The organism is Methylobacterium tarhaniae (assembly GCF_001043955.1).
GTDB lineage: Bacteria > Pseudomonadota > Alphaproteobacteria > Rhizobiales > Beijerinckiaceae > Methylobacterium > Methylobacterium tarhaniae.
Map to the genome: position 1 here is coordinate 1 of NZ_LABZ01000374.1, position 5,013 is coordinate 5,013.

Annotated in this window: 3 protein-coding genes and 1 pseudogene; all 4 read left to right on the forward strand. The window is 73.8% G+C overall.

What is annotated here, in order from left to right:
* Nucleotides 1-284, forward strand: a pseudogene (locus VQ03_RS30065) (type VI secretion system tip protein VgrG); the annotation flags it as partial.
* A gap of 17 nt (nt 285-301) precedes the next feature.
* Complete coding sequence (locus VQ03_RS30070; RefSeq protein ID WP_157064327.1) at nt 302-1,450, forward strand: DUF2169 family type VI secretion system accessory protein; 1,149 nt, start codon at nt 302-304, stop codon at nt 1,448-1,450.
* Nucleotides 1,447-1,869 carry a PAAR-like domain-containing protein gene (locus VQ03_RS31250; RefSeq protein ID WP_053078798.1) on the forward strand — a complete coding sequence of 141 codons (423 nt, stop codon included), beginning with the start codon at nt 1,447-1,449 and terminating at the stop codon, nt 1,867-1,869. Before VQ03_RS30070 ends, VQ03_RS31250 begins: the two co-directional genes overlap by 4 nt.
* A 28-nt stretch (nt 1,870-1,897) precedes the next feature.
* Nucleotides 1,898-5,013 (forward strand): DUF6531 domain-containing protein (locus VQ03_RS30080; RefSeq protein ID WP_048454606.1); only part of this gene is annotated, 3,116 nt, incomplete at its 3' end.

Below are 5,013 nucleotides of genomic sequence, written 5' to 3' on the forward strand. Positions count from 1 at the left end.
GCGGCGTGATGAACACGATGGTGTCCAACATGCGCCACGACAGCACCGGGATCGCTGCCACCGAGCAGGTCGGGCAGTCCAAGGTGGTCAATGTCGGCCAGACCGCGATCGAGAATGTCGGCAAGGCCAAGAAGGTCGTGGTCGGCGAGGAGCTGCTGGTCCAGGTCGGCCAGGCCTCGCTGCTGATGAAGAAGGACGGCACCATCCTGCTCAAGGGCGTGACCGTCTACGTCGACGGCTCCGAGCACGTGCAGATCAACGCCGAGATCGTCGACAACAACTGAGGCGATGCGCCGTGGAGATGCGCAACTACACGCCGTTCCCGAACCTGCGGTTCAGCGCGCTGGACAAGGACGGGTCCGAGTTCGGGGTGCTCGTGGTCAAGGGCACCTACCGGATCGAGGCCGGCGGCGGCCTTGCGATCGCCGACGAGCAGGCCCCGCTGGTGCTGACCGACACCTACCACGGGGCGCTCAACACCTCGTCGCTGTGGCTGCCCTCCGACCTCGTCCCGAGGAAGCCCCGCACGGACATCGTCCTGAACGCGGTGGCGCGGGCGCCCGGCGGCCTCGCCCGGCCGTCCTGGACCTGCGGCGTGCGGATCGAGGGCGAGCACGTGCTGGAAAGCCGCCTGCGGGTGACAGGCCCGCGGGTGTGGGAGCCGGTCTGGGGTGTGTCGGAGCGGGCGCGGGCCACGATGAGCGGGGCCGAGAAGCGGCGGGTGTTCGGCGGCTGGCGCCTGACCGAACCGGAGCCGGTGAGCGAGGTGCCGATCCGCTACGAGCTCGCCTCTGGCGGGCTGCTGGCGCGCCCACAGGAGGGCTCGGGCGAGCTCTACCTCGAGGCCGACGAGCGCAACCCGATCGGCTGCGGCTGGATCGATCCCGAACTGACGCCGATCGAGGCGCCCGTGCCGGCGCCGCGGATCGAGGCGGCGGACGCACCGATCCGGGAGCCGCATGTCCGCAATGCCCCGGCCGGGCTCGGGCCGATCCCGCCGGCCTGGCTGCCGCGCCGGCCGCTCGGGGGCACCTACGACGCGCATTGGCTGGAGCAGGTCTGGCCGAACTGGCCGGCCGACTACGACTTCGCCTACCACAACAGCGCGCATCCGGACCTCGTCTATCCCGGCCTGCTGCGCGGCGACGAGGCGGTGATCCTGGACGGCCTGCACGCGGCCGGCAGGACGGAGCTGCGCCTGCCGGGCGACCGCGTGCTGATGCAGCTGCGCGCCGCCGGCCGGGTCGCCCGGCCCGTGCCGATGGCGCTCGACACCCTGGTCCTGGACATCGCCGACCCGGATCCGGCCGAGCATCGCGCCTTCCTGACCTGGCGGGCCACGTTCGACCCGCAGGTGCCGGACGGCCTCGCCTTCGGGTTCGCGCCGCGGCCCGGAGGCACTGCGGCGGAAGGCCGGGACGCGACCCACGAGAGAGGAGCCACGACGTGAGCGACAAGGTCTCGGGCCGGCGCAACGCCACCAACCTGCTGATCACCACCGGCCCGGACGTCTGCCTGACGCCGATGGGCGGGGCGATGGTGCCGGTGGCCTATAGCTGCGTGGCGTTCCTGGAGCCGGCGGAGCGGCTGTCGTCGAGCGTGCGCAACAACAAGCGCCTCGACTTCCAGCTCAACACCCGCTCGGCCCGCATCACCGGGCACGAGCCCGGGACGGGCAAGGGCGTGAAGGTGCCGGGCTACCTCGCCTACTCGCATGTCGAGACCGCGTCCTCGTCGGTGTTCTCGGAAGGCTTCGCAGTGGTGCGCGACCGCGACCCGGCCTGGCTCAACCACCCGACGCCCGGTCCGCAGGAGCCGCGGCGCGAGGTGGAGGAGCACGAGATCCCCTCGGTCTGGGACGAGGCCTGAGCGTGGTTCGAGGGACGGAGGGCGATCCATGGCCGGCGTGAACCAACCCGGGGGCGGCACGCCGGAACAGCCGGAGATCGCCCTCGACGAGATCATCGTCACGGCGAAGACGAAGAAAAAGAAGCGCCGCAAGGTCCGTCGGCGCAAGGGCGGCAAGCCGCACAAGACCGTCTGGGCCGGCAATGCCCGCGGTCGCACGCATATCGCCCCGGTCGGCAAGCCGCGCGACGGCCGGGCGTGGGGCGTGAACGGCGAGGAGCCGGAAGGGGACGGCACCGACGAGCCGACCGAACCGCCGCCGGGCTACGAGGGACGCGACGGCGGGGCGGAGGGAGCGCCGGGCGGCCCGGACCGGGGACCGGGCCCCGCGGCGTCCCCGGGCTCGCCGGACGGGTCCGGTTCCGGCTCTCCCGGGTCCGCGGGCGGCGGAACGTCCGCCCCCGGCGAGTCCGCCGGCACCGGTTCCGGGGGAGGCTCCGGCACGGCCGGCCGCACCGACGCTGGCGGAGCGTCCGGGGCCGGGGGATCGTCGGGCGCCGGCGGCCTCGGACACCAGGTCTGGGGCTTCGCCAAGGGCGTCACGACGGAGGTCGTCGGCGGAATGGTCGAGGGCGTCGAGTTCATCGGCAAGCAGCTCTACGACTCGAACCCGATCGGCATCGGCGTCAGCGCCTGGGAGTGGGCGACCGGCGGCACCGCTCCCGATTACCTCCCCAATTACGGCCGCGGCGTACAGCGCATCGTCGATGTCGGCGTGGGTTTCTACGTGCTCGCGCGCGATCCGAGCCTGGCCTGGCAGGACATCGCGCAGCAATGGGAGCGGGGCGAGTACGGCGAGGCGATCGGCACCGCCACCGGCCGCATCGGCTCGCTGGTCGGCGCGCCGGAGGCGGCGGGCGCCAAGCTCGCCGGCCAGCTCGGCACGATCGCCGGCGCGGCGCGGCGCGGCGCGGCGCGGCGCGGCGCGGCGCGCAAGATGGGCGAGCTCGGGCAGGCCGGCAAGGTCGCCGAGGCCAGCCTCGACGCCGCCCGCAGCAGCGGGAAGTGGGGCGACGTCGTCAAGGGCATGCGCGAGGGCGGCGCCCTCGACGATTTCCTGAAGAAGGCGACGCCGGAGGAGATCGACGCCCTCGAGAAGAGCGGGGCGATCAGCAAGGCCGAGGCGGCCCGGGCCCGCAAGGCCAGGGCCGACGGCGACCGCACCAAGGGCGAGAAGGACGACGCCGAGACCGAGGCCGACAAGAAGGACCCCAAGGCCAACGGCGAGCCGGTCGTGGTCAGCCGCGGCGAGTATATCGAGACCTGGGAGGAGGTCCGCCTCGACGGCACCATCCCGCTCGAGCTGCGCCGCAGCTACGGCCACCAGCGCGGCACCGACGGCCCGCTCGGGCGCAACCGCACCTCGCTGCTCGACGTCACCGTGGAGGTGCGGGCCGACAACAAGCTCCTCTACCGCGACGAGGAGGGCCGCCGCGTCGTGTTCGCGCGGCCGTTCGGGTTCGAGCCCTCGCGCAACGCCCGCTACCGCCACCTCGCCCTGACGGCGCCCTGGCTCAAGCAGCTGCGCCTGTCCGACGGGCGCCTGACCCGCTGCTTCGCGCAGGGCAAGGACCGGGTCTACCGGCTGACCGCGATCGAGGACCCGCACGGCAACCGCATCGCCCTCGTCCGCGACGACCAGGGCCTGCTCCTGCGCGCCGAGCACAGCGACGGCTACGCGCTCGTCTTCGCCAACGACGCGCAGGGGCGCCGCCGCTCGGTGACCCTGGCGATGGGCGGGGCCGAGCGCCGCCTGGTGGACTACGCCTACGACGCCGCCGGCAACATGCTGAGCGCCGACTGCGCCACCGCCTTCAGCCTCACCTACGCCTACGATGCCCGCGGCCGGCTCGTCCGCTGGCAGGACGCCGTCGGCCGCACCTGGTGCACCTACGCCTACGACGAGCACGACCGGGTCGTCGCCACCGGCACGAGCGGGCCGTGGAACGGCGACACCTTCGCGTACGACGCGCAGGCCCGGCGCACCCTCTACCGGCCCGGCGGCGGCGAGGCGGTCGAGCGCACCGACTACGACGCCGACGAGAACGTGCTGGCCGAGACCGACGGCCTCGGCGCCGAGACCCGGCACGCCTACGAGGACGGCTACCGCACCCGCAGCATCGACCCCCTCGGCCACGTCACGCGCTTCGCCTACGACGCCGACGGCAACGTCACCGAGGTCGTCGATGCCGAGGGGCGGCGCACGCGGTTGCGCTGGAGCGGCCCGGGCCAGCTCGACCTCGTGCTGCAAACGGGCGGCGGCGCCTGGCGCTACGAGCGCGACCGCCACGGCAACGTGGTCGCGGCGCGCGACCCGCTCGGCGCCGAGACCCGCTTCGACTGGACGCCGGCCGGCCGGCTCGCGGCGATCCACCATCCCGACGGCACCGTCGAGCGGCGCGACTACGACGCGCAGCACCGCCTGATCGCCGTGACCGACCCGAAGGGCGGCGTGACGCGCCTGTCGCGCGACGACCCGTTCGGCCGGGTGACCGCCGTCACCGACCCGCTCGGGGCGCAGACCCGCACCGTCTACGACGACGCCAAGGGCGTTCCGCTCGACACGCCCTCGGCGGTGATCCGCCCGGACGGGGTGACGATCCGGCGCCGCTTCGACGGCGAGGGCCAGGTCGCCGAGGTCGTCGACGGCGAGGGCCGCGTCACCCGCTACGCCTATGGCCCGTTCGACGAACTCCTCTCGGTCACCGATCCCGGCGGCGGCGTCCTCACCCTGGCCTACGACGTGCGCGGGCTCCTCGTCGCCGTCACCAACGCCCACGGCCGGACCTACCGCTACGACCGCGACGGCGCCGGCCGCGTGGTGGCCGAGACCGACTTCGACGGCCGCACCCTGCGCTACACCCGCGACGCGGCCGGCCGCGTGGTCGAGCAGGAGAACGGCGACGGCGCGCGCGTGACTTACGCCTACGACCGCTCGGGCCTGCTGGTCGCGCGGCGCGGCTACGCGGCCGGGATCGACCCGCGCACCGGCCCCGCGGAGGTGGAGGAGCGTTTCGCCTACGACGCGCGCGGCCTGCTGGTGCGGGCGGAGAACGGCGACGGGGTGGTGACGGTCGCGCGCGACGCCACTGGGACGAGCGTCAA